21 protein-coding genes and 1 tRNA gene are annotated in these 24,735 nt (G+C 60.9%); 9 read left to right on the top strand and 13 right to left on the bottom strand.

Annotated features, from left to right (window positions below; genetic code table 11):
* Positions 1–325: 325 nt before the first annotated feature.
* Positions 326–400, bottom strand: a tRNA-Gly gene (locus ACSAMM_RS11455).
* 198 nt (positions 401–598) lie between these two features.
* Between ACSAMM_RS11455 and ACSAMM_RS11450 the strand changes: the two genes are divergently transcribed.
* Both ACSAMM_RS11450 and ACSAMM_RS11445 read left to right on the top strand, forming a co-directional pair.
* Positions 599–772, top strand: a complete 174-nt coding sequence (locus ACSAMM_RS11450) for a hypothetical protein (protein ID WP_178724367.1) — start codon at positions 599–601, stop codon at positions 770–772.
* A gap of 17 nt (positions 773–789) precedes the next feature.
* Entirely contained in the window at positions 790–1,038 is a 249-nt protein-coding gene (locus ACSAMM_RS11445) for a spore coat protein (RefSeq protein ID WP_178724369.1), read from the top strand.
* Positions 1,039–1,083: 45 nt separating this feature from the next.
* Here ACSAMM_RS11445 and ACSAMM_RS11440 read toward each other — a convergent pair whose 3' ends face one another.
* The 4 genes from ACSAMM_RS11440 to ACSAMM_RS11425 all read right to left on the bottom strand — a co-directional run bounded on the left by ACSAMM_RS11440 (position 1,084) and on the right by ACSAMM_RS11425 (position 6,335).
* The gene (locus ACSAMM_RS11440; protein ID WP_457791503.1) at positions 1,084–1,854 is read right to left on the bottom strand and encodes a TIGR00282 family metallophosphoesterase; all 771 of its coding nucleotides are present in this window, start codon (positions 1,852–1,854) and stop codon (positions 1,084–1,086) included.
* 357 nt (positions 1,855–2,211) lie between these two features.
* The gene (rny, locus tag ACSAMM_RS11435) at positions 2,212–3,783 is read right to left on the bottom strand and encodes a ribonuclease Y (RefSeq protein ID WP_457791502.1); all 1,572 of its coding nucleotides are present in this window, start codon (positions 3,781–3,783) and stop codon (positions 2,212–2,214) included.
* A gap of 610 nt (positions 3,784–4,393) precedes the next feature.
* A complete protein-coding gene (locus ACSAMM_RS11430) occupies positions 4,394–6,031 on the bottom strand; it encodes an ABC1 kinase family protein (protein WP_457791500.1) in 1,638 nt (545 codons plus the stop codon).
* Complete coding sequence (locus tag ACSAMM_RS11425) at positions 5,994–6,335, bottom strand: phasin family protein (protein ID WP_457792184.1); 342 nt, start codon at positions 6,333–6,335, stop codon at positions 5,994–5,996. Before ACSAMM_RS11425 ends, ACSAMM_RS11430 begins: the two co-directional genes overlap by 38 nt.
* A 445-nt stretch (positions 6,336–6,780) precedes the next feature.
* On the opposite strand from ACSAMM_RS11425, the gene ACSAMM_RS11420 reads away from it, so the two are divergent.
* The 4 genes from ACSAMM_RS11420 (at position 6,781) to ACSAMM_RS11405 (ending at position 12,400) form a co-directional block, all read left to right on the top strand.
* Positions 6,781–7,743: a glycosyltransferase gene (locus ACSAMM_RS11420; protein ID WP_178724377.1), complete on the top strand. Its 963-nt coding sequence runs from the start codon at positions 6,781–6,783 to the stop codon at positions 7,741–7,743.
* Between the two features lie 135 nt (positions 7,744–7,878).
* Positions 7,879–8,118: a hypothetical protein gene (locus tag ACSAMM_RS11415; RefSeq protein ID WP_457791498.1), complete on the top strand. Its 240-nt coding sequence runs from the start codon at positions 7,879–7,881 to the stop codon at positions 8,116–8,118.
* 23 nt (positions 8,119–8,141) lie between these two features.
* Complete coding sequence (locus tag ACSAMM_RS11410; protein ID WP_457791496.1) at positions 8,142–9,272, top strand: exonuclease SbcCD subunit D; 1,131 nt, start codon at positions 8,142–8,144, stop codon at positions 9,270–9,272.
* On the top strand, positions 9,269–12,400 hold the full coding sequence (locus tag ACSAMM_RS11405; RefSeq protein WP_457791494.1) for an AAA family ATPase: 3,132 nt from the start codon (positions 9,269–9,271) through the stop codon (positions 12,398–12,400). Before ACSAMM_RS11410 ends, ACSAMM_RS11405 begins: the two co-directional genes overlap by 4 nt.
* Positions 12,401–12,462: 62 nt before the next feature.
* Here ACSAMM_RS11405 and ACSAMM_RS11400 read toward each other — a convergent pair whose 3' ends face one another.
* Positions 12,463–13,260 (bottom strand): AraC family transcriptional regulator, encoded by a 798-nt coding sequence (locus ACSAMM_RS11400; protein WP_457791493.1) that lies wholly within the window; start codon positions 13,258–13,260, stop codon positions 12,463–12,465.
* Positions 13,261–13,390: 130 nt separating this feature from the next.
* Here ACSAMM_RS11400 and ACSAMM_RS11395 point away from each other — a divergent pair, with 130 nt between their 5' ends.
* Entirely contained in the window at positions 13,391–15,247 is a 1,857-nt protein-coding gene (locus ACSAMM_RS11395) for a glycoside hydrolase family 127 protein (RefSeq protein ID WP_457791491.1), read from the top strand.
* Positions 15,248–15,377: 130 nt separating this feature from the next.
* Here ACSAMM_RS11395 and ACSAMM_RS11390 read toward each other — a convergent pair whose 3' ends face one another.
* The 4 genes from ACSAMM_RS11390 to ACSAMM_RS11375 all read right to left on the bottom strand — a co-directional run bounded on the left by ACSAMM_RS11390 (position 15,378) and on the right by ACSAMM_RS11375 (position 20,291).
* Entirely contained in the window at positions 15,378–17,171 is a 1,794-nt protein-coding gene (locus tag ACSAMM_RS11390) for an ATP-binding cassette domain-containing protein (RefSeq protein ID WP_457791489.1), read from the bottom strand.
* Positions 17,168–19,051, bottom strand: a complete 1,884-nt coding sequence (locus ACSAMM_RS11385) for an ATP-binding cassette domain-containing protein (RefSeq protein ID WP_457791487.1) — start codon at positions 19,049–19,051, stop codon at positions 17,168–17,170. Before ACSAMM_RS11385 ends, ACSAMM_RS11390 begins: the two co-directional genes overlap by 4 nt.
* Before the next feature lie 9 nt (positions 19,052–19,060).
* Entirely contained in the window at positions 19,061–19,879 is an 819-nt protein-coding gene (locus ACSAMM_RS11380) for a hypothetical protein (protein ID WP_457791486.1), read from the bottom strand.
* A gap of 202 nt (positions 19,880–20,081) precedes the next feature.
* Positions 20,082–20,291: a helix-turn-helix domain-containing protein gene (locus ACSAMM_RS11375; protein WP_457791484.1), complete on the bottom strand. Its 210-nt coding sequence runs from the start codon at positions 20,289–20,291 to the stop codon at positions 20,082–20,084.
* 119 nt (positions 20,292–20,410) lie between these two features.
* On the opposite strand from ACSAMM_RS11375, the gene ACSAMM_RS11370 reads away from it, so the two are divergent.
* On the top strand, positions 20,411–20,653 hold the full coding sequence (locus ACSAMM_RS11370) for a helix-turn-helix domain-containing protein (protein ID WP_457791483.1): 243 nt from the start codon (positions 20,411–20,413) through the stop codon (positions 20,651–20,653).
* A 45-nt stretch (positions 20,654–20,698) separates the two neighbouring features.
* Here the strand turns inward: ACSAMM_RS11370 and ACSAMM_RS11365 are convergent, their stop codons facing one another.
* Both ACSAMM_RS11365 and ACSAMM_RS11360 read right to left on the bottom strand, forming a co-directional pair.
* Positions 20,699–20,869, bottom strand: a complete 171-nt coding sequence (locus ACSAMM_RS11365) for a DUF1540 domain-containing protein (RefSeq protein WP_457791481.1) — start codon at positions 20,867–20,869, stop codon at positions 20,699–20,701.
* Positions 20,870–21,205: 336 nt separating this feature from the next.
* On the bottom strand, positions 21,206–21,784 hold the full coding sequence (locus ACSAMM_RS11360; RefSeq protein WP_457791479.1) for a PduL/EutD family phosphate acyltransferase: 579 nt from the start codon (positions 21,782–21,784) through the stop codon (positions 21,206–21,208).
* Between the two features lie 213 nt (positions 21,785–21,997).
* On the opposite strand from ACSAMM_RS11360, the gene ACSAMM_RS11355 reads away from it, so the two are divergent.
* Positions 21,998–22,579, top strand: a complete 582-nt coding sequence (locus ACSAMM_RS11355; RefSeq protein WP_457792183.1) for a uracil-DNA glycosylase — start codon at positions 21,998–22,000, stop codon at positions 22,577–22,579.
* Between the two features lie 321 nt (positions 22,580–22,900).
* On the opposite strand, the gene ACSAMM_RS11350 is transcribed toward ACSAMM_RS11355, so the two are convergent.
* Positions 22,901–24,619, bottom strand: coding sequence for a phospho-sugar mutase (locus tag ACSAMM_RS11350; protein ID WP_457792182.1), 1,719 nt, complete (start codon positions 24,617–24,619; stop codon positions 22,901–22,903).
* Positions 24,620–24,735: the final 116 nt, after the last annotated feature.

Below are 24,735 nucleotides of genomic sequence, written 5' to 3'. Positions count from 1 at the left end.
GGTCCGCCGGTCGGCATTCTGAACCGGAAGGATTCGAGTTCCCTGGCAGAGGGGATAAAAAAAGAGCATCGCACGCTGACGTGCACGATACTCTTCTTGTTGTAAGGGTGAGACAAAATGAATCTCCAGCGCCGCAAGGCACAAATCCGCAAAAAGTTGGTAGCGACAGCGAGCCGTCGTGATGGGCGAGGTGGCTTTACAAGCCACTGCAACCGAACAGGCGAGCCGAGCGTGACTTTTGCGGAGAGGAGGAATGACGGAGCGGTATGAGAAATCCCCAGCCATTCGGCTGGGGATTTTGAATGGAACGCAGTCCATTCCGACGTGGAGCGGGAAACGGGATTCGAACCCGCGACATTCAGCTTGGGAAGCTGACGCTCTACCACTGAACTACTCCCGCCTATCTCGTTTGTCTGGGCGTTATTATAGCATACGCTTTCAAAAAAATCAAGCCCATCGGCCCGGATCGTTGCAAAAGAAATTTTTGAAAACCCGCTTCCATTTTGTTATGCGGATACCGACGCCGGCGCGGCGCACAATAATGGGGACGATGCGATTCGTCACAACAATCTGTCCCATGCGGAAAGGAGAACCGAACATGAGCCCGAAAGAACTGCTCTATATCGAGGATGCCCTCGGCCATGCGAAATTTATGCAGACCAAATGCCAGGAAACCGCGCAGCAGCTGCAGGACGCGGAGCTTAAGAACTGCGTGCAGCAGATGGCGACCAAACATCAGGATTTGTTCAACCAGTTTTATCAGCTGGTGTAAGAGAAGGAGGCTGCAACATGGATGATAAATGTTTGATGGAGAACCTGCTCCTGGTGGAAAAAGGCGTGTGCGATCTGTACATGCACGGCACCATCGAATCCGGCACGGCCAATGTCCGCTCGGCTTTCAACAAGGCCCTGGGCGACAGCCTGTGCATGCAGGACGATATCTATAAGAAAATGACCGCCAAAGGCTGGTATCCCACTGAGCAGGCGGAGCAGCAGAAGATTCAGCAGGTAAAGCAGAAGTTTGCCGCGCAGCAATAAGCGGATCAAAAAGCAGACGGGGCTTTTCCCCGCCTGCTTTTTGATTTATTCGATTTGCAGCCGGGAGATATGCGCCGTACGCCCCGTCTTGTCGTCCAGCTCCAGCAGCACCGCGTCCATCCGGCAAGGGCCGTCCGCCGTGGCGAACCGCACCGGCAGCTTGTCCTTCATCTTGGCGATGGACTGATCCGGCCGCACCCCGAGTACGGAGCGCTTCGGCCCGGTCATTCCCACGTCGGTGAGAAATCCCGTCCCGCCCGGCAAAGTCTGTTCGTCCGCCGTCTGGGTGTGGGTATGGGTGCCGAACAGCGCCGAAATCCGCCCGTCCGCGTAGTAGGCCAGGGCTTTTTTCTCCGCCGTGGCTTCCGCGTGAAAATCCACCACACAAAACTTGGGACGTCCCGCTTCCTCCAACAGCCGATCCAGCGTCTCGAACGGGCACGCCAGCGGCTCCATGTATACCAGCCCGATAAGATTGATAACCGCCAGCTGGTACCGGCCCTTATCCACTACATACAGCCCCCGGCCCGGCGCGCTCGCGGGATAATTGGCCGGCCGCAGTATATAGGGCGTCTCGTCCAGCACTTCGTAGAATTCCCGCCGTCGGAAGGTGTGGTTGCCGCCGGTAATCACGTCCGCCCCGCTGTCCAAGATGTGGGCGGCCGCCGCCGGCGTGATGCCGTTGCCGTCGGCCGCGTTTTCGCCGTTGACGATGCAGATGTCCACGCCGTACTGCCGCTTCACCACCGGCAGCACCCGGCGCAAATGCTGACAGCCCGCACCGCCGACCACGTCGCCGACACATAAGATGATCATGTGGTTTCCCCTTTCCCAAACCGGCTTAGGCCGGGCCTCTGACGTAAAAACGGCGCCCTGCCGGGCGCCGCTCAGCTTGTCGACAAAGTCGACAAGCTGCTGGACGGGGACGCCGGATCACGACGGCTCACTGACGTTCGCCTTGTTCCCTCTGTCCCCGCCAGTGCCACCCCTGCTCTTGAAAACCGGCGGAAACACGTGTGTTTCCGCCGGTTTTCGCCTATAAGGTGTGTTTGCGAGGCACATGTCCTCGCAAACACCGATCGGTAACCCGCCCCCGCTTTTTTCGTTTTCCGAACGGCGGATTCCCCTTTTTCGACAGACTGAACGGCGCCCTGCCGGGCGCCGTTTTCCAAACTATTTGGCAAATTCTACGGCGCGGTTCTCGCGGATGAGATGCACCTTGATTTGGCCGGGATAATCGAGGTTGGCCTCGATCTTTTTGGCAATATCGCGGGCGAGCAGGGTCATTTGGTCGTCGTTGACCAGATCGGGCCGCACGATAATGCGCACCTCGCGCCCCGCCTGGATGGCGAAGGACCGCTCCACGCCGTCAAACTCGTTGGCCAGCTCTTCCAGCTTCTCCAGCCGTTTGATGTAGTTTTCCAGATTCTCGCGGCGGGCGCCGGGCCGGGCCGCGGAAATCGCATCCGCTGCCTGCACCAGGCACGCCACCACTGTGGCGGCTTCCACGTCGCCGTGGTGGGCTTGAATGGCGTGTACGACAGCTTCGCTCTCCTTGTACTTGCGGGCGATATCCACGCCGATTTCCACGTGGGAGCCCTCCACCTCGTGGTCCACCGCCTTGCCGATGTCATGCAGGAGACCGGCGCGGCGGGCGATGACTGGGTCGATGCCCAACTCGCTGGCCATCATGCCGGACAGGAACGCCACCTCCATGGAGTGGTTGAGCACGTTCTGCCCGTAACTCGTGCGGTAACGCAGCCGGCCGAGCAGCCGCATGACCTCCGGATGGATACCGTGCAGCCCGGTCTCGAGCACCGCGCGCTCGCCCTCGGATTTGATGGTGGCCTCCACCTCGCGGCGGGCCTTTTCCACCATTTCCTCGATGCGCGCCGGATGGATGCGCCCGTCGGAAATCAGCCGTTCCAGCGCGATACGGGCGATTTCCCGCCGCACCGGATCGAAACCGGAGAGCGTGATGGCCTCCGGGGTGTCGTCGATGATCAGATCCACGCCCGTCAAGGTTTCGATGGCGCGGATGTTCCGCCCTTCCCGGCCGATGATGCGGCCCTTCATCTCGTCGTTGGGCAGCGGCACCACCGAAACGGTGGTTTCCGTCACCTGGTCCGCAGCCACCCGCTGGATGGCGTGGGAGATGAGGGTGCGGGCCCGCATGTCCGCTTCGTCCTTGAGCTGGGCCTCAATCTCCGCGATCTTGACCGCCTTGTCATGCATCAGCTCGTCCGTCAGGTTGCTGAGCAGATACTCCTTCGCCTGCTCCTTGGTGAAGCCGGAAATGCGCTCGAGCATTTCAAACTGGCCCTTTTTGAGGTTTTCGACGTCCTCGAGACGGGCCTCGATGTCCTTCTGCTTCTGCCCGATGGCTTCCTCTTTTTTCTCGTAGTTTTCAATCTTGCGGTCCAGGGTTTCTTCCTTTTGCTGCACGCGGCGCTCCTGCCGCTGCACATCGCTGCGCCGATCCTTCAGCTCCCGTTCCGCTTCGGAACGCAGCCGGTGGATTTCGTCCTTCGCCTCCAGCAGGGCCTCTTTCTTTTTGGAATCCGCCTGCAGCTCCGCATCCTTGCGGATCCGCTCCGCTTCGGCCTCCGCCGAACCGATGGCCACCTCGGCCTCTTTTTTCCGGTGAGCGATCCCCGCCTTGAAAGCGACCAACCCGGCGACTACGCCGCCGACGATCAGCCCCGCCACGCACAGCAGGATCGCGACAATCAACTGTACCTCCATACGGAATTCATGCACCTCCTACGTTTTCTAATTTCTATTCTCTAAGGAATCGAGGCGGCGCTTTGTTCCCGGCAATCTCCGGAAAACAAAAAATTCTGCCGCCCCTTCGCCGTCGGCCGAAAGCCGACAAAAGCCCTCTCCCACCGTCCCGAAACGGAACCGCGCGGGATAAAGCCTTGCAGATGGGCGCAGAATCTCCCTGTGTGCAATATGTAGGTTTTCAGCTTTTTCACATGGCTAGGTTGTATATTCCACCACTATCAGCCGCTCGCGGAGACGCGGCGGCCGCTCGTAATATAGGAACACAGCTTCCGTATACCAAAATCCGCCAAAACCAACAGGCGGCGGATGAAAACCCTTGCGGGGAGATTCCAGCCGGCCAGGAGTTCCTGTCCGGCGGCTGGGATAGTGCAGGATCCGTTTCCCTGGGGAAACAATAAAATCCCTTAGCATATATTGTATATCGCATCCGCGCCTCGTGTCAAGTATTTTGTAAAAAATTTGTAAAGAGACTTGTCGAAGAAGGCGGATTCCTGGCGGTAAGAGCGCACCCGCCGGCCGGCAAAAAGCCCGCCGCGCTCCCTGCGAGCGTGCGGCGGGCTTTTTTTGCTTATTTTTTTCGGCGCTTTTTCCGGAAGGTGTCCACCAGCAGGTAGCCCATCAGGATGAGGGCGATGAAAAATCCGAAAGCGCCCAGCATGGGGATGCCCAGCAGCTTCGGCTTCATATCGGTGGTGCAGATGAGGCTCGAACCCACCAGCAGCGCGGCGGACAACAGGGCCAGCACCAGCTTGTTGACCATCCGATCCACCTGGGCCAGCGGCTCGTCCGATCCGGTCAGCTCCAGGTTGACCTTGGTTTGCCCCTTGATGGTCATACCCAGCAGATCGGACAGCTGGGCAGGCAGGGCCACCGCCTTGCGTCCCGACGCGGCCAGAGTCTTTCCTCCGTCCTTCAGCTCCGCCAGCAGGTCGAAATCCCGCGCCGCCTCTCCCAGCATCCGGTTGGCCATAATCTGCACGAGATTCAGCTCCGGTGCCAGAGAGGCCAGCACCCCCTGGATGGTCAGCATGCCTCGGGTGAGCATGGTCACCCCCTCCGGCATGGAGATACCGTGGCCGTTGGCCAGCCCCAGGAATTCCTCCAGCATCCGGCCCAGATCCATGTCCGCCAGCCCCATGCTGCCGTACTGGGTCAAAAGATCCTCGATATCCCCGTACAGACGGGTGTGGTTGATGCGCCCGTTGTGCACCCCTAGGGTGAGCAGGACGTCCTTGAGGGCGTTCACGTTGTGCTCCGCGATGGCCCGCACCGCCTGGCGGAACAGGTTTTTGTCCCGCTGGCTCAGCCGGCCCATCATTCCCAGGTCGAGAAAGACGATCTGCCCCTCCCGGATGCGGAGGTTCCCCGGATGGGGATCCGCGTGGAAGAAGCCGTCGTCGATGATTTGTTTGACATAATTGTCCGCTAGCTTGAGGCCGATTTCCTCCAGGTCGTAGCCGTTGTCCGTCAGAATGTCCGGCCGATCCAGATCGAAGCCCTCGATGTATTCCATCACCAGCACCCGGGAGGTGGTGACCTGACTGTGGATTTGCGGGCAGGTCACATAGGCCACGTCCTGGTTGAGCTTGTAGAATTCGCCGGCATTGCGGGCCTCGATAAGGAAATCCATTTCCTGCTGGGCCACCGCCCACATTTCGTTGAGGATAACGCCGAAATCCAGGGCGTTTCCCGCGCTCGACGTCGCCTTGAGTATGCGGGCCGCCTTGCGCAGCAGCTGGATGTCCCGGGCCATTACGTCCCGGATGCCCTGCCGCTGCACCTTTACCACCACCGGCGAGCCGTCCCGCAGGACGGCGGCGTGGGCCTGCGCGATGGAGGCGGCGCCCAGCGGCTGCCTGTCGAAGGAGGCGAAAACCCGTTCCAGCCGGGTGTCATACTCCTCCTCGATGACCTGCCGCACCTCGTCGAAGGGCATGGGGCTGACCTCGGTGCGCAGCTTGGACAGCTCCCGGCAGTAGGCCGCCGGGAGCATATCCTGCCGCATGGACATGATCTGCCCCAGCTTGACAAAGGTGGGTCCCAGATCCTCCACGATGTTCCGCAGCTTTTCGGGGGTCATCCCCTTGACGATGTCATGACGGGCCAGCACCTGCAGGATTTCCTTCAGGCGGTTTTGGGTTTCCTCCGGCCGTCCGGCCGGGGCGGCGTCATTCGCCGTCGGCGGCGTCTCCCTCGGCTGCTTCATCGGCGTCCTCCATGGCGGCCAGCTTTTCCTTCAGGGCCTGCCTGTCTTCCCGGCTCATGCTGTCCACCTGGCTGAGAATGTCCCCCTCCGGGGCTTCCTTCACCACCTGAACGGTGACTGTTTCCTTTACCTTTTCCTTGATGTCCCGTTTGAGCTCCTCGTTGAGCACCTTGCCCTGCTCCATGGTCAGCTCGCCCTTTTTGACCAGATCGTCAATGATTTCCTTGGATTTTTCGGCAGTGACCGCCACGGCGCCCACGCCCGCTAAAAAGATGGTTTTCAAGCCTTCGCTGAGTGTCGTCATGTTCATCGGCTCCTTTGCCTTCATAATGATGCGGCGCGGGGCAGTGCCCGCCCGGCAAGTTTACTATACCACAAAGCGGCACGTGCAGCGTGCTGCCTACCTTAGTCCGGAACGGCTCCGACCGTTCCGGAGTGGTTCAATGTTCTCCGTACCGGAAAGCGTCGCTTTCCGGCAACCGCACAGCCGCGCGGTTCGGCGCGTACCACCGCGCCGGTTACGGAGGTTATTATACCACAAAACCCGGAGAATGTAACTAGACAACTGGCCGCATTTGTCCGGATTTCCGCCGGACGCGGCAGGAGAGGATGGACATTTTTCTTCAAAGGCGATATAATAAAATACCGATCGGGGGACGGTGCGCCCCTATAATGGAATCGTGTCCGCATTCCAAATACGGCGGCCTGCCATGAGCGTCATGCTGTGAGCGGCCGGAAAGGAACCATGCATGCGCAAGCTCTCGGTCGTGATTCCCTGCTACAACGAACAGGAATCTTTGCCCCTTCTGTATAAAGAACTATGTGCGGTGGCCCAGTCTCTGCAAAGCCGTTATGAGTTGCTGTGTGAGTTTGTCTTTGTCAATGACGGCTCCCGGGACGGAACGCTCGGTCTCCTGCGGGGGCTGAGTGAGAAGGACGGGCGGGTGCATTACCTCTCCTTTTCCCGCAACTTCGGCAAGGAGGCCGCCATATACGCCGGCTTGCGCCGGGCCGGCGGCGACTACGTGGCCCTGATGGACGCGGATTTGCAGGATCCCCCAGCCATGCTCGAAGAGATGGTGCGGACGCTGATGGAGGAACCGGTGGACTGCGTGGCCACCCGGCGCGTCTCGCGTAAGGGAGAGCCCCCCATCCGGTCCTTCTTCGCCCGAATGTTTTACCGGCTGATCAATCGAATTTCCAATACCGAAATTGTAGACGGCGCCCGAGATTTCCGGATGATGACCCGGCAAATGACCGATGCGATCCTTCAGCTGAGCGAGTATAACCGCTTTTCCAAAGGCATATTCAGCTGGGTTGGCTTCGATACCAAATGGCTAGAATACGAGAACGTCGAGCGGGCGGCCGGGCAGACAAAATGGAGTTTTTGGAAGCTGTTTAAATATTCTCTGGAGGGGATCACGGCCTTTTCCGCCGTGCCCTTGGCCATCTCCTCCTTCCTGGGCATCCTGTTCTGTATCGTCTCCTTCATTATGATCTGTGTGTTCATTTTGAAAACCCTGATATGGGGGGATCCGGTGGCCGGGTACCCGTCCCTGGTCTGTATCATCTTTTTCATCGGGGGTGTCCAGCTGTTCTGTGTCGGCGTGCTTGGACAGTATGTGTCCAAGACCTATCTGGAAACCAAAAAGCGGCCGCTGTATATCGTCAAGGAATCGGATGCCCAGGAAGAAAAACGGCAGAAACCCTGAATTTCCCGCCCGGATTGCCGCGCTTTGCGACAGCCCGGGCGTTTTGTCTATAGCCTGTCTGGCCGTGTCGGCGTTATCATGAAGAAGGATCGCCGGCGGGATGGCGGTTCGACTAAGTGGCAAGGGGATGAGGGGATGACTCTGGAGGTTAGGCTCAAGCAGGCGGCGTTGAAAACAGCGGTGACCATCACGCTCGGCGGGCTGGAAAAAGCGCCCGAGCGCTGCGCCCGCACCCTGATGGAGCTAGGGCGGGCCGCCTTTCCCGAACGGGTAAAAGCGGAGGAGGAGCCGTCGGCGCTCCGGCGGCTCCTGAAAGCCTGCCGGGAGCTGGACGCCCCGGCCGTGTGGCGGGTCTTTGTGGAGATATATTTGTAGGAACGGAAAGGGGGGCGGAGCCCATGCGGCTGATTCATCTGGGCGATCTGCATTTGGGCAAATTTGTGCTGGAGGTGTCCATGCTGGAGGAGCAGCGGGCATTCCTTCGCTATCTGGCGGATTACGCCGCGGCCAACGCCGTGGATGCGGTGCTCCTGGCCGGAGACATATACGACCGGTCGGTGCCGCCGGCCGAGGCGGTGCAGGTTCTGGATGAGTTCTGGTGCGCCCTGCACCGGGCCGGCATCCCCGTGCTGGCCGTGCCGGGCAATCACGATTCGCCCGAGCGGCTGGCCTTCGGCAGCCGTCTGTTCGCCTCCGAGGGGATTCACATGGCCGGCCCCTATGACGGCACCCTGCCGGTCGTGGAGCTGCGGGATGCCTATGGGCCGGTGCGGGTATACCTGCTTCCCTTTTTGAAGCCGGTGATGGTGCGCGCCGCCTTGGGGGAAGACGTTGCCACTACCGACGAGGCGGTGCGGGCCGCCCTGGCGGTTTCCCCGCCCGATCCCGCCTGCCGCAACATCCTGGTGGCCCATCAGTTCGTCTGTGCCGGCGGGCTGACGCCGGCCGTCTGCGATTCCGAGACCCCCTGCGTCGGGGGGAGCGAGCCGGTGGACGCGTCCGCCTTCGACGCCTTCGACTATGTGGCCCTGGGGCATCTCCACCGGGCGCAAAAAATGGGGAGAGAGACGGTGCGCTACGCCGGGTCCCCCTTGCGGTATTCCCTGTCCGAGGCCGCTCACGTCAAGAGCTTCCCGGTGGTGACGCTGGGAGAAAAGGGGCGGGTGGACATCGAGCTGGTGCCCATCGTGCCTCGACGGCAGCTCAGGCGGATCCAAGGGGAGCTGACGGCCCTCATGCAGGCCGGCCTGGAGGATCCCGACGGGCGGGAGGACTACATCTGGGCCGTGCTGGAGGAGGATGCTCTCAACCCGGCGGAACGCCTGCGGGCGGTGTATCCCCATCTTCTGCATGTGGAGACGGCGCAGCCCGCCGTCTGCGCCGAGGAGACCGGCGAGGCCGAGGCCGCCCCGCAATCCGTCGGGGAGCTGTTCGCCGCGTTTTACGCGGAGATGACCGGACGCCCCCTGACCGGGGAGCAGCGGGCGGTTGTGGCGCAGACCCTGAAAAACCTGGAGGTGGAGCCATGAGGCCCGTGAGGCTTGTCCTGACCGCTTTCGGCCCTTACGCGGGGCGCACGGAGGTGGATTTTTCCCGCCTGCACGGCGTGTTTCTCATCACCGGGGACACCGGCGCGGGCAAGACCACCCTGTTTGACGCCATCGCCTACGCCCTGTTTGGGGAGTGCAGCGGGGAGAACCGGCAAACCGGCAGCCTGCGCAGCGATTTCGCCGATCCCCGGGCTGAAACGGCCGTGACCCTGGAGTTCACCCACCGGGGCCTCAGCTACACCGTCTCCCGCAAGCCCGAGCAGCTGCTTCCCAAGCGGCGGGGGGAGGGCTTCACCCGCCGGCCCGCGGAGGCCGAGCTGCTGCTTCCCGACGCGCCGCCGGTGTACAAAACCCAGGAGGTCACTCGGCGCATTGAGGACATCCTGCGGCTGACCTATCCCCAGTTCAAGCAGCTGTGCATGCTCGCCCAAGGGGAGTTTCTGAGGCTGCTGCTCGCCGAGCAGAAGCAGCGGGAGGACATCCTGCGGCGGCTGTTCGGCACCCAGCTGTACCTGGATGTCCAGGAGGATCTGGCCCGGCAGGAGAAGGCGCTGTGGCAGGCCGTCGAAGAGGACAACCGGCAGGCCGCCGACCGCTGCCGCTGGATCCAGCGGGACGAAGGCACCCCTCTGGATGCCGCCTGCGAAAAGGCGGAGGCGGCAGGGGAGGCTATCGGCCCGGTGGCGGAGGACACGGGCCTCTGCGCCCTGCTCGCCGCGCAGAACGGGCGGGAGGAGGCCGCGCTGGAGGCGCTGGGCCAGCGGCTGGCCGAGGCGGATCGCCGCCAGCAGGAGCTGGCCGCCGCCATCTCCCAGGCGCGGCAGACGGCGGAAAAATGCCGCCAATTGGCGGCCTGCCGTGAAAAACTGGCTGCCCTGGAGGCGCGCGGGCCGGCGCTCGAGGAGGAGCGGCGGGCCTTGGAGCTGGCGGAGAGGGCGGCGCGGCTGGAGGGGGAGGCGGCGCGGCTGCGGGCCGCCCGGGATCTGCGGGCGGATTTGCAGCGGGATCACGCGGAAAATGCCGGGCGCCTGGAGGAGGAAAAGCAAGCGTTTATGCGGGCTGAGGCCGCTTTCCAGGCCGCAATCGAGGAGGAGCCGGTACGACGGAAAGCTGGAGAGACGGAGGCGGGGCTGCGGGCGCTGCTGCCCCGGTATGAGGCGCTGCTCGAGCGGGAAAAAGCGGAGCAGGACGCCTCCCTTCTGGCGGTAAAGCGGGAGGAGGAAGCGGCGGAACTGCGGGCCGCGATGAGCGAAAAAGCCAGCATTTATGCGGGATTACAGGCCGAACGGGAGGCCCTGGAGGGGGAACGGGCGGCCTTGGCGGAGGCGCGGGAGGCCCGGCGGGAGAGCGAGGCCCGGCGGGCCCTGCTGGCCGACTGCCTAGAGCGGGAAACCACGGAAAGACGGCTGATTTTATCGCACAAAAGCGCGCAAAAGCGCGCCGAAGCGGCCCGGGAAGAGGCGGCGCGCGCACAATACCGCCTGATTCAGCTCCAAATCGCCCAGTTACAGGCCCAGGCCGGGTGGCTGGCCCGGGATTTGCAGGAGGGGACGCCCTGCCCGGTGTGCGGCAGCCCCCACCATCCGTCACCCGCCCCCCTGCCGGGGGAGGCACCTGACGAGGCGGCGGTGGAAACCGCCCGGCGGGAGAGCGAGCGGGCGGGGGAGGCAGCGGCCCTGGCCGACCGGGAGGAGGCCCAGGCCCGCACCCTGTGCGAAAGCCACCGGGAGGCCCTGGAGGAACGGCGGGAGGCGGCGGGCCTCGCCGCCGGGGAGGAGACGGCCCCCGCTCTGCGGCAAGAGGAGGAGCGGCTGGCGGCGCTGACCGCCCGGGAGGCGGCTGGACAGCGGAAGGCCGAACGGCTGGCGGCGCTGCCCGCCCGGCTGGAGGAAGCCCGCCGGGCGCTGGACGAGGCGGAAGCACGGCGGGGCGAGGCGGAGGAACGGCTGGCCACCGCCCGGGAAGCCCTGGCCGCCGCCCGGGCGGCCCGGGAGGAGGCGGGACGGAGCATCCCGGCGGCCTACCCGGCCCGCCGGGACGTGGAAGCCGCCCTCGAGACCGCCGTCCGGGAGCGGGAGGCCCTGGAGAACCGGCTGGCCGCCGCCCGGCAGGGCCGGGAGGAGGCCGCGGCATCCCTGCGGGCCCTGGAGGGCCGGGGCGAGGAGCTGCGAAGCCGCCTGACGGGAGCGGAGGAAGCCCTGGCCCGGGCCGCAGCCGCCTGGACGACCGGGCGGGAGGCGGCGGGCTTTGCCGACGACGAACAGGCCGAAGCCGCCCGGATGGCGCCCGAAGAGCGGGACGCGCTGCGCGGGCGGCTGGAGGAGGAGGAGATCCTTCTGCGTCACACGCGGCAGGAGGCGTGCCGCCTGGAGGAGGAGACCCGGGATCAGCCGGCGGATCCCGCCCCTCTGGAGACGGCCCTGCTGGAGGTCACGGCCTCCAGCGAGGAGCTGCGCGCCCAGGCGGGCCGCGGCCGAAGCCGCCTAGACAGCAACCAGCGGATTCTCCGGGAGCTGCGGGACATTCTCGCCCGGCTGGCCGAACGCCTGCCCCGGCACAGGACGGTGCAGGAGCTGGCCCGGGTGGCGGCGGGCAGTGCCAAGGGGGTGCGCAAGGTGCGTTTCGAAGCCTATGTGATGGCGGCCTTCTTCGACCAGATCCTGCGGCAGGCCAACAAACGGCTGACCCGGATGACGCAGGGGCGCTACCAGCTCATCCGCTACGAGTTGGACACGGATCTGTCCAGCCGTGGGCTGGAGCTGGGGGTGCGGGATCAGTACACCGGCAAGCCGCGATCGGTGCGCTCCCTGTCGGGCGGGGAGAGCTTCAAAGCCTCCCTGGCCCTGGCGCTGGGCTTGTCCGACGTGGTGCAGCGGCGGGCGGGAGGCATTTCCATCGAGGCCATGTTCGTGGACGAGGGGTTCGGCACGCTGGACGCGGAAAGCCTGGACGCGGCGGTGAACACCCTGCTCAGCCTGGCGGAGGATGACCGGCTGGTGGGCATCATCTCCCACGTGGACGAGCTGCGGGAACGCATCGACCAGAAAATTGTGGTGAGCAAGACCCCGCAGGGCAGCACCCTGCGGGTGGTAGGAAACGGCGCTTGAAGACACGTGAGAGAATCCCCATACAGGCCGTGAAGCGCGGCCCGTATGGGGGATTTTATCTGTCAGCGTTTATTCAGGTGGGTGTTGACGTACAGGCTGCGGTATTGGGTGGGGCTCATCTTCTCATGGTACTTAAAGTAGTGGGTGAATTGGTTTTCGTTTTCCCAGCCCAGGTAGGCGGCGAGCTGCTTGATGCTGTAATTGGAGGTGAGCAGCAGATTCCGGATATACTGCAGACGCTGCTCATCTATGTATTGTTTCAGGGGGGTGCCCCGCCATTTTTGAAACAGAGCGCTGAGGTGATCCGGATGATAACCGAACCGCTCGGCGGCCATGGCCACGGTGATGCGCCGGTCGCTGTTGATACGGATCCATTCGGCGCAGTCCTTGAGCAGAGCCGCCTGGGGCATGTCGTCGGCGCTGGAGGCGGCGGCCTGCGCCAAAATCAGCCCCACCGCCAGATCGGCGGCGTGAAACGGATAGGGCGACGGGGCGCCCGCGATATGCAGCAGCTGCTTGAACAGGGGAGTGAACCGGTAGCCGTCGGCAAAGGCCATGTGGGTGGGGAACCGGGCCATAACCGTCGCGTCGGACACGAGGAAATGCACCCAATAGAACGAGACGCCCGCCGGGCTGCTTTGAACGCCGCCGTGGGGAACGCCTGGACGCAGCAGAAGCAAATCGCCCTTTTCCAGCGTATAGGAGGCGTCCGCCTGCCGCATGTGAACGGCGCCGTTCAGCATATAGATCAGTTCCCAGGAGTCTATGACCCGGTCGGCGTGAATCCATTCGTCGTGGGCCACGAACAGGCCGGAGGATACATAGGAAAGGGAAATCGGGGGAGAACCCAAAGCGATCATACCGGATTTTCTCCTATCATCTCGTTTTTTCTCTCTTGTACTGTGCGAGAGGCCTGTTTATAATAGTACTATAGGCCTATGTCAAACGCAAGGAAAATCCCTGTTTTCAGCGAAAGAGAGGAGCATGAGGGTGAAAAGATACCAAGCGGTTCCCTTTCAGCAGGTGGATTTGGATCAAGGATTTTGGCAGGATCGGCAGCGTATCAACAGCGACGTTACCATTTGGAACGTGTATAAGCGGTTTCAGGAAACCGGGAGGTTTGACGCTTTGAGCTGCGATTGGCGAGAGGGAATGCCCAATAAGCCCCACGTTTACTGGGATTCCGACGTGGCCAAATGGATGGAAGCCGCCGCTTTCATCCTGGAAAGGAAGCCGGACCCCCAGCTGGAGGCGGCGGTGGACGAATTGGTGGATCGCATCGCGGACAATCAGGGGGCGGACGGGTACTTCAACACCTATTTCACCGTCTGCGAGCCGGAGGCGCGCTTTACCCGCCGGACGGATCACGAGCTGTACTGCGCCGGGCACTTGTTCGAGGCGGCCGTGGCTTATGCCCGCGCCACCGGCAAAGAAAAATTCCTTGGGCTGATGCGCCGGTACGCCGATTATATCGAGCGTGTATTCAAGGACGAAAAGTCCGCCGCTTTTGTCACCCCCGGGCATGAGGAGATCGAGCTGGCGCTGGTAAAGCTGTATCGCCACACCGGTGAAAAGCGATATCTGGAGCTGAGCCGGTGGTTTGTGGAGGAGCGGGGGCGGCATGAGGAAGGGCTGTATGAGATGTTCCCATCCAAACATGCCCAGGATCATCTGCCGGTGCGCCGGATGGAAACGGCGGAGGGCCACTGCGTCCGGGCGCTGTATCTGTACAGCGCCATGGCGGATTTGGCGTATGAATATCAAGACGAGGAGATGCTCGAGGCCTGCCGCCGGATTTTTCTCAACATCGTGCGCCGGCGCATGTACGTCACCGGCGGCGTGGGTTCCACCGCCTATGGCGAGGCGTTCACCGTCGATTACGACCTGCCCAACCAGACGGCGTATGCGGAAAGCTGCGCCTCCATCGCACTGATTTTCTTCGCCCGGCGCATGCTGTGCCTGGAGGCGGACTCCCTATACGCGGACACGATGGAGCGGGTGCTGTATAACGGCTTCCTGTCCGGCGTTTCCCTGGACGGACGAAAGTTTTTCTATGTCAATCCGCTGGAGCTCATTCCCCAGCTGCTGAATCCCGGCCAGCCGCAGCGGGAAGACGCGGTGCAGCGCGTCGAGGTGTTTAGCTGCTCCTGCTGCCCGCCCAACATCACCCGGCTGATGGCGTCGGTGGGGGATTTGCTTTATACATTGGACGACAGCACCGTGTATGTCCATCAGTATATGAGCGGCCTGGCCACGCTGCCCATGGGAGAAAGAGAGGTCGTCATCCGCCAGGAGACGGCGTATCCCTGGGAGGGCCATGTCCGCCTGGAGGTTTCCGGGCTGCGGGGAGGGCGGCTGGCGCTTCGCCTTCCCGGATGGTGCGATAAGGCGGCGCTTACCCTGGACGGCCGGGAGGCCGCGTATACCCTTCAGGGCGGGTATGCCGTTCTGACGGTGGAACAGGATGCGTGCGTGCTGGAGCTGGACATGGAGATGACGGCCCGATTGGTAGAGGCCTCGCCGCTGGTGCGGGCGGACACGGGAAAATGCTGTGTGCAGCGGGGGCCGGTGATCTATTGCGCCGAGGCGGTGGACAACGGCGAGGGCCTATGGGCGCTGGAGCTGGACGAGGACGTTTCGGCGGCGCGGCTGGAGTACGCGCAAGAGCTGGGGCTGAACCGGCTGGTGGTCAGGGGCTGGCGCAGGCAGCCGGAGGGGGACGCTCTGTATCAGCCGGCGCGGCAGCCGGTCAGGACGCCCTGCGAGATTCGGCTGATCCCATATTTTGCTTTTGCCAACCGGGGGGTCAGCGAAATGGCCGTCTGGCTGCACAAGCGGCAGGGATGAAGCAGGGGCGGACAAAGGCCCTTGAAAAATAGACGGCGCGGGTCAAATCACTGGGCAATGAACGAATAAACGGCCTCTCCCGGCGGAAACGCCAGGAGGGGCCGTTTAGGGCTTGAGGGGGCGGATGGATTCAGGTGATCAGCCGGATGATATCCTGCTTAAGAAATTTCCGGCAGGGCAGGGCGGCGGTCAACGCGCTGTAGCCCAGCACGGCGGCGGCAAACGCCAGAAGGGCGGGCAGGGGCAAAAACGCATGCACGTCAAACAGGAGAAGCAGGCCCAAGGCCAAGAGATGAAAGAGAATCAACGCGCCGGCCATGGCCGCGGCCGTGCGCAGCAAGCGTTCCAGGATAATACCGGCCTGCACCCGGCTTCTGGGAATATTAAACACCTGCAAATAGCCGATTTCCCTGCGGCGGTAGAACAGCTCCAGCTGGATTTCGCTGTACAGAAACAGCAGCGCGACAAAGGCAACCAGGAGAACCAGGGCCAGGACAAGCAGGGAAATGCTGTCTATCAGCGATTGCAGGTTCATGACCTTGGCGTCCCAAATGGAAATGGGGCGGTTCCCCAAATCCGCACGCAGCTGCTTATACAAATTCTGTTCGTAAACGGTATCCAGCCGCACCAGGATTTCGTTACAGGCCGCTTCCGTCCCCCTTTGACGGATCGTTTCATAGGGAATAAATACGTTGGCTGCGGTTTCCACCCGGTAATAGGGATTGTCATACACCAGATCCTGCTGCTCCTGGGTTTCCAGGGCGGAAAGAACGCCGGAAACGGTGTAGGAAGCGCCGCCAAGCACAATGGTTTTACCCACGCAGCTGGCATAATCGGTGGTATGCAGAAGCTGATTGGCATAGGGCTGATTAATCAAGACCTCGTTTCCAGCTTCCGGAAAGCGGCCGAAAGCAATAACGCCGCCATAGGCCAGACCGCTGTGCGCCTTTTCCAGCAGCGGCAGGCCTACGCAGTCTTCGGCCTGGACGCGGAAGTTTTGATAGGTCTCAAAGGCATACCGGCCATCCAATTCGCCGTATTGGTTATGGGTCAGCGGAAAAACGGTCACGGGATAGCGGGCCGTCATCCCACGGATAAATTCCCGCTGAAAATTGCTTTGCAGAGACAGACCGGCCAGCAGGATCAAAAGAATGAGAAGGGGAGGAAGCAGCTTATGCGGCCGCAGCTTCTCCCGGCTTCTTTTATACACGTATTTTAAGAGGGAATAGGCCTTGTGCGGCCCGTCGTCCCGCGCGGGCGGCTCCGGCTCCGGAAGGGGAGGAGGGGACGGGCGGGTGACCACCGAGGCGATCGCCCCATAATCTAACGTGAGAATTTCATCCGCGATATCGTCAAAACAGGACTCGTGGGTGGCAATGATGACCACGGCGCCCGTTGAGCGCAGACGATTCATCATTTGAGCCAGCGCGCGGGAATTGGCACGATCCAGGGAGGCGGTCGGCTCATCCGCCAGGATCAGGGTGGGGTTATGCAGGAGGGCCCGTATCATGGCCATCCGCTGCCGCTCCCCGCCGGACAGCTGATCGGGGAACTTGGTCAGCAGATCCTCCACCCCCAGTTCCCGCGCACAGCGGCGGATGCGCTCCGGACAATTTTCAATAAACAGCAAATTTTCCCATATAGTCATATGGGACAGCAGCAGGCTGTTTTGAAACAGGTAGCCTATGGAGCGGCGATAGCGGCTGATCTCATCAGGGTCCAGGGAGTTTACGGAAACCCCGTTGCTGATATACGCGCCTTGATACGCGGTGTCCAGGCCCCCCAGAATATTCAACAGGGTGGATTTTCCGCAGCCGCTGACGCCTTTTATCACATATATTTTCCCAGGGTAGAAGGTATGGCTTATGCCTTTGAGCACGGGGGTTTCCCCGTACGATTTGGTAACGGCTTGAAGTTGAATCACAGCAAATCCCTCTGTTCCAATAGAACCGCATACCAGCCGACGGAGCGAATGGAGCGGATGGTGCGAACCGACAAGAGCACGCAGAGCAGCAGAATAAAGCCGATCAGGACGGCCAGCAGCGCCAGGTTGAAGGTAAACAGCTGAAACGGGATAACCACCCAGTGAGAATTCGCCGCATTGACGAGGAGCATGACGGGAAAGGCGATCAACAGGGAAACCGCCTGGATTATAAGCATTTCCTTCAGATTCCCAAGCAGCAGACAGCGGCGGATCTCCTTGAACGAATAGCCCAGATAATCGTAAACGGAAAAAATGTGCCGGTTATACTGAAATTCGATTTTCTGCATTTGAAAGTAGAACAGGACGGCCAGCGCGATAATCACGAGGGCCATGGGAAACAGGATCACGAACAGATTATCAAACAGGGAACGCAGGTCGGGATCGATGTCGGTATACGAGACAATGGCATCCGGCAGGGAGGCGCGCAGGAAATCGCAGCCCTCCTGCATGGCCGAGAAGGAGCTGTAGTATACCACATAGACCCGTTCGCCGTGAGGCGTGAAAAATTCCGTGTCGGCTATATATCTTTCGGTGAACCCTCCGCTAATAAAGACATTCCCGAAATCGTCGTTCCCGATGCCGCTGGCCCGCAGATACTGCTTTTCCGTTTTGGTAAAGGGCTTGAAAATCCCCCGAATTTTCATCCGATAGCTTTTGTCGTACAAATCCAGCTGGAGTTCACTGCCGATGAGATCCGCCGGCTCGCCGAGCTGCGCGGCTTTTTCCGCGGAAAGGAGCACCTCGTCGGGCCCGGTGAAATAGGAACCGTACTGGATTCGATCCGCGAGGGCGAAGGCGTCCCGGTTTATGGGCAGCGTATCGACCGTCAAATCATAGGGGGTCGTCACGGTTCCGCCGTCTTCCACCGCCTCATAGGGAACCGACCGGTTATATTGCAGCACAACCTCCTTGACGGACGGATCCGCGCGCAGGCGCGCCAGCGTGGCCTCCTGAATGCCGGAGGTGACGATGGAGAGCTGGTTGAGCCCGTATGTATATTCCAAATTGGAATGCAGCTTGTTTTCCGGCGTATCGCACAGGCAGACGCAGAACACGGCCAGCACGACAACCAAGATCAGCTGCCATTTGGAACGCCGCTCCCGCTGGCCGGACGTGTACCACCGGTTGAAAAAGGGCCACAGCTTTCTTTTGGGCGGTTCTACCGCCGGAACGGCGGCGCAGGGCGGCGGCAAATCCGGCAGGGCCTCGGCCGGCGGCCGGAGGGCGTGAAAATCGAGAACATCGTCCGCGTACTTTCTGGCTTCCTCGTCATGGGAGCTGCAAATAATCAGCTTGGCGGATTTCAGCTTTTCCAGGATTCGGAACAGGTTTTCCTTATTCTCTTTATCCAGCGCGGAAGTCGGCTCGTCCAGAATCAGCACGTCTTTTCCGGCGAGCAGGGCCTGCATAATGGCCAGGCGCTGCTTTTCGCCGCCGCTCAGCGTGCCGGGAAAATGATCCCTCACCCGCTCCATTTCGAAGCGCTGCAGGAGGAGGGAAACGGCCTCGTCGTCCACCGAGCACAGCCGTAAATTGTCCTCTACGGTGAGATAATCGACAAAGTGGGGATCCTGCGTGATATAGCCGACAAAAGGGCGCACCTCTTCTTTAGACACCTGTTTTTCGTAGCGTTTGCCGCCGACCCAAACAGCGCCGTTATCAAACGGGATGAGGCCCGCCAAAATATTCAGCAGGGTGGTTTTCCCGCAGCCGCTTTCTCCATACAGCAGGACAAAGCCGGCGGCGGGAAAGGTATAGCTGAAGTTCTCAAGCACCCGTGTTTCCCCGTAATTTTTCGACAGATTTCTGCACGCAATCATAATAGTCCCTCAACGTTCCCGTGAGCCGGTTTCCTCAATTTGTCCGGCGAGGTGGGCAAGCCGTTTGAAGCTTACGCCATGCAGTTGTGCGGGAGAGGCCTCCAACAGAAAGGACTGTTTTTCCAATATAAACGTTTCCAGCTGCTTGGACGCCTCATAAATCTGGCGCTGCTCCGGCGTGGCTTTGCCGTCGGCCACCAAATCGGATAAATAGGAATCCCCTTCATACAGCAGCTCGATGCGCGCGGCCAGAATGTTGCCGTGGCTGCAGAAATAGCCGATCTGCCACCGGTAGCCGTCGATGGGGGTATCTTCTTGAAAAATATCCGCTTCCGGCAGCGCCCCGTATTTGCCATCGGGCTGGGGTTCCTGCGCCAGGGTATCGTTGACGATTTCCAAGAAGTCCTGTTTATTAAAATAGGTGAGCTCCAGGCCGTCCAAATCGGACATGTCAATGGAGGTTCCCAGTCTTTTTTCTTCGAAATACGTATTGATATTCGTAACGTCCTGAGTGACTTCCGGATTCAGAGAAAGATTGGGCAGAGAAGTCTTGGCATAGTCGACGACCTCGCCGGTGTCCTTATCCACAATCGGAATGTCATAGCCATCAATATGCTTGTATTTCAGGTTGTACGCGTTATAGGCAAAGCTGTTGTATCCGGTTGTATCCGTATAAGAGTAGGACGAAAAATAATACCAACCGTCTTCTCTTTCATTGACTACAGCTTTTGTTTCAAAATAGAAGGCTGGAGAGTCCGGCGCGGCGCAGCCGGCAACAAGAAAAACAAGAATGGCACATACGCTTAGAATCACACCTTGCTTCTTCATAGGAACTCCTTTTTATGGTTTCAATTGCTCTCACTATAACATATTTATAAAAAATGTCAATATTTTTCTGAAAATTCAGGACTATGATTTTATAATATGTGAGAAATATATGTTTTTACATGGCGAATAGGTGGGCGTTCCTTAATGTAAACCGAAAGTAAAATAAAGAAAGCGCCGGAAACCCTGACGGCTTCCAGCGCGGTTATTCCTGGTTATCTGGGATATACTCCACAATTTCAGTCAGCGAGCAGTCCAAAATCCTGCACAGGGCGTCCAGCGTGTTGGTGGACACCGATTCATTGGCCTTGAGCCGCCGGATGGTAGAGCTGCTGATTTCCCCTTTCACCTGCAGCGTGTAGGTAGTGGCGTGCTTTATCTTCATGGTTTCCCATAAGGGGGCATACGAAATCATATGAAGATTTTCACTCCCCTCCCCTTTACTATGATTCCATTATTGTCTATAATGGGATAGAAGTGTTATAGGCAATATTGTCTATATGCGCCGTGTTTGCATGAAGGGGAGGTACTATTTTGGAAAAAAAGAAACCATCTTTACCATTGAGCGAGCCTGTAACCATTCACTTGGCTGAACAAATGCGAAAGCTCCGCAAGCAACAGAAGTGGACACAGGCAGAGGTCGCGTCCGTCATATCCATGGATCGCTCTACCTATTCCTACTACGAAACCACACAGATTCGGCCTTCGTTGGAAAATCTCGTTAAGCTGGCCAAGATATATCATGTTACCCTTGAATACCTGATAGGGGTGGAATAGGCCGCGCCGGAGGCCTGACGGCCTCCGGCGCGGGCGCGGTGGAATTTACTTCTTCAGCTCGAAGGATTTGCAGTCGGTGCACTGATCCATGGTCGGATTGGTCTCGTGGGTACCCACGGTGATGCAATCCAGCGCGCAGTAGTTCTGCGTCTGGCAGTGGTTGGCGCACTGCTGCACGGTGCATTTGATGCAGTGGTTCGCTTGGCATTTGTCCATGATTGGCAGCTCCTTTCCAGCTTGGGGAATATTCATGGCCCGCCCGCCAGAGGCGGTTTCCCGCGATTCCCGGCGGACGGGCCTCTATCCATAACTAAATACCGTTTTACGCGATCCGGCGTCGGCCCGATCGGGCAAAGCTGTATTTAGCTGCTATTAGAATGCCCGCGCCGGGCGGATTTATCAGCGGATGCGGCGGTATTTTTCGGGAAATACCAGGATGGGCTGGATAGCGCTTCCAAAAAATTCACGAACGGCGGCTGAGGGCGATCCTATAAAAAATAAAAAGAGCGGCCGCCCGGTTTATTCCGGGCGGCCGCTGGCTTGTTCTGCCGGTTATTTCAGGATTTCGCCCATGGTGCCGGGGGCCACGCCCGCAGCGTTGGACTCGTCGGTGTCGATGTGCATGGCCAGGGCGAACTTATCGCTGACCCGCACCACCACGTCGCCGAAGGTCAGGGCCCGACCGTTGGCGGAGGGGACGCGCACACTCACGACGTCCTTATCTCGCAGGCCCATGGCCGCCGCGTCGGCGGTGGTCATGTGGATGTGCCGTTTGGCGGCGATGACGCCCTCGGACAGCGTGACCTCGCCTTTGGGGCCCACCAGCTTGCAGGGGGCGGAGCCGGCCACGTCGCCGGATTCCCGGATGGGGGCGCTGACGCCGATGGACCGGGCGTCGGTGAGGGACAGCTCGATTTGGGTGGCGGAGCGGACGGGGCCCAGAATGGACACGCCCGTGAGGGTTTTCTTGGGGCCGACAACGTCCACCCGCTCCTCGCAGGCGAACTGTCCGGGCTGAGACAAATCCTTTTTATGGGTCAGGGCGTAGCCCTTGCCGAACAGGGTTTCCAGGTCTTCCTGGGTGACGTGCACGTGGCGGGCGGAGGTTTCCACCAAAACGAGGTTCTCCATGGTAATCTGACACATCCTATACTTGAAAAATTCTGTAAACATACAGGCCTGTTGTTTATTGTACCCCCAACCCCCTGTTTTTTCAAGGGGAAATTGCATGATAAACAGGCGGTTTGCGCGGGGCTTTGCATTTTGCGCCTTGGCAGGGCGGCGGGTTTATGCTAAACTGGAGAGAAGACTGAAAAAGAAGGGGACGACGCCATGACGCCGGAAATGGACTGGAAAACGCTGGAGGAGACGTGCCGGGGCTGCACCGCCTGCCCGCTGGCGGCGACCCGCAAAAACGTGGTGTTCGGCGTGGGCAATCCCGCGGCCGAGGTGCTGTTCGTGGGCGAGGGGCCGGGGGCCAACGAGGACGAGCAGGGGGAGCCCTTTGTGGGCCGGGCCGGGCAGCTGCTGGACAAGATGCTCGCGGCGGTGGGGCTGTCGCGCCAGCACAATATTTACATCGCCAACATGGTCAAGTGCCGGCCGCCCCAGAACCGGGATCCGCTCCCGGAGGAGCAGGACGCCTGCCTGCATTGGCTGAAGGCGCAGACGGCGCTGCTGCGGCCGAAGATACTCGTGTGTCTCGGGCGGGTGGCGGCCTGCCGCCTGATTGCGCCGGATTTCAAGGTGACGAGGCAGCACGGGGAATTTTTCGAGAAAAAGGGGATGCTGCTGATGGGGACGCTGCATCCGGCGGCCCTGCTGCGCACCCCCAGCCAGAAGCCGGACGCGTTCGAGGATTTTCTGAAGCTGCGGGAGAAAATCGGGGAGGTCTGCGAACGGACCGAGCTGGTATACCCGGAATAAATGAAGAAGGGCCGTCCGAATGGGCGGCCCTTCTCAGCGTGTCGACAAAGTCGACACGCTGCTGGACGGGGATGCCGGATCGCGGCGGCTCGTTATACTCGCCTTGCTCCCTCTATCCCCGCCAGTACCACCCCTGCTCTTGAAAAATAGCGGAAACACACGTGTTTCCGCTATTTTTCGCCTATAAGGAGTGTTTGCGAGGCACATGTCCTCGCAAACACCGATCGGTAACCCGCCTCCGCCTTTTTCGTTTCACGAATGGCGGATTCCCCTTTTTCGACAGACTGAGAAGGGCCGTCCGAATGGGCGGCCCTTCTGTTTTTATTTCAGCAGCTCCTTGGCGGCGGCGGTCAGGCGGTCGGCCATGGCGGCGGCCGCCGCGGCGTCGGTGCCGGTGGCGGTGACGTAGGCTTTAACCTTGGGCTCGGTGCCGGAGGGACGGACCACCAGGCCCGCGTTCCCCTCCAGGGCGAAGGCCAGGACGTTGGATTTGGGCAGGTCGATGGCTTCCTCCCGGCCGGTGGCTAGATCCTTCTTCACGGACAGCAGGTAATCGGACACCTTGACCACCTTGAGGCCGGCGATGGCGGCGGGGTGGTTGTTCCGCAGGGAATCCATCAGGTTCTGCATGGCGATCATGCCCTGGGCACCCTCGAACTCCGCGTTGACCAGGGAATGGCGATAGACGCCGTGCTCCCGGTACAGGCCGTTCAGCACATCCAGGAGGGAGAGACCTTTTTCCTTATAATAGGCGGCCATTTCGCACACCAGCATGGAGGCCACCACGCCGTCCTTGTCCCGCACGTAGCTGCCGGACAGGTAGCCGTAGCTTTCCTCGAAGCCGAAGACGTACCGCTCGGGATGGCCTTCCTTCTCCAGCAGGCCAATCTGCTCGCCGATATACTTGAAGCCGGTGAGCACCTCCACCAGCTGGCAGCCGTATTTCTCGGCGATGCGGGCGGCCAGGTCGGAGGTGACGATGGTTTTGACCACCACCGGATCGGCGGGAAGGGTGCCGGCGGCGGCGCGGCAGGAGAGAATATAATCGAGCAGCAGGCAGCCCACCTCGTTGCCGGTCATGAGGGTATAGTCGTCCCCGTCCTTGACGGCGATGCCCACCCGATCGCAGTCGGGATCGGTGGCCAGGAGGAGATCCGGGCGCACCGTTTTGGCCAGCTTCAGGGCGCACTCGAAGGCCTGGCGGATTTCGGGATTGGGATAGGGGGCGGTGGGGAAACGGCCGTCGGGCAGCTCCTGCTCGGGCACGACGGCCACTTCGGAGACGCCGATGCGGCGCAGAATTTCCCGTACGGGCTTATTGCCTGTGCCGTTGAGGGGGGTGTAGACCACCTTCAGGGGCACCCGGGCGCAGACGCCGGGATTGACCTGCTGCGAGGCGACTTGGCTGAGGAAGTCCTCCAGCAGGGAGGGCCCGATGAGGGTGATGCGGCCGGCGGCGACGGCGGCGTCGTAGTCGGCGGCGGTCACCCCGTCGAACACGTCGATCTGGCGGATGAAGCCGGTGACCTCGCCGGCGTCCTTATCGGTCATCTGGCAGCCGTCGGGGCCGTAGCATTTATAGCCGTTGTATTTGCTGGGGTTATGGCTGGCGGTGACCATGATGCCGGCCTGGCAGTGCAGCTCCCGCACGGCGTAGGACAGGACGGGGGTGGGCTCCAGCTCGGGGAAGAGGTGCACGGTAATGCCGTTGCCGGCCAGGGTGCGGGCGGCTTCCCGGGCGAACAGGTCGGATTTGATGCGGGAGTCGAAGGAGACGGCCACCGAGGCGGAGGGGTAATGAGCCTTGAGGTAGTTGGCCAGGCCCTGGGTGGCCTTGCGCACGGTGTACATGTTCATCCGGTTGCTGCCGGCGCCGATGACGCCGCGCAGGCCGCCGGTGCCGAATTCCAGCTCCCGGTAAAACCGGTCGTATATCTCCTCGTCCCGGCCTTCCACGTCGCCGAGTTCCCGGACGAGATCCGGATCCTCCACGGCGCGGGCGCGCCACAGGGCGTAGCTGTCCTGAACTTCCTTGGTCATCATGAGGCATGCATCCTTTCTACGGTACGGTCGGTTTGGTTGGCAGATTCTTCCTTAAGGTGAGGGGAAGCGAACCCACCCCGCCTCAGCCGGTGTATTTTGCCATTCTGCCGCGT

This window comes from Anaeromassilibacillus sp. SJQ-5 (assembly GCF_054108045.1).
This window is presented reverse-complemented; position numbering and strand designations above follow the sequence as displayed.